Annotated in this window: 1 pseudogene; it reads right to left on the minus strand. The window is 46.6% G+C overall.

The features are described from left to right. Positions 1-88: 88 nt before the first annotated feature. Positions 89-279, minus strand: a pseudogene (locus LZP73_RS21180) (ISAs1 family transposase); the annotation flags it as partial.

Here is a 279-nt window from a genome sequence, read left to right on the forward strand (position 1 = left end):
GGCATGGCGGGATGCGGATGAGTTTAGGTTGCTGTGAGTGGGTGTTGCGTTTAGGGCCGGGGAGAGTCGGGGTAAGACTACGAAAGCCCGCTCTCCTGCGACGGCTTTTATCATAGGAGTGTGGAAGTGCTTTTCCATCAATCGCGATGACGTCTTTGTCATCTGAAGAATGACATTCACGCATCCGGTTAATAAAGCATTCGTGAAATTATACTGAACGGATACAAGACATAACTCTAATTATAGTGCCGTGAACAGGATTACCACTTTCAAAATTAC

This window comes from Shewanella sp. AS16 (assembly GCF_021412365.1).
GTDB classification, from domain to species: domain Bacteria; phylum Pseudomonadota; class Gammaproteobacteria; order Enterobacterales; family Shewanellaceae; genus Shewanella; species Shewanella salipaludis.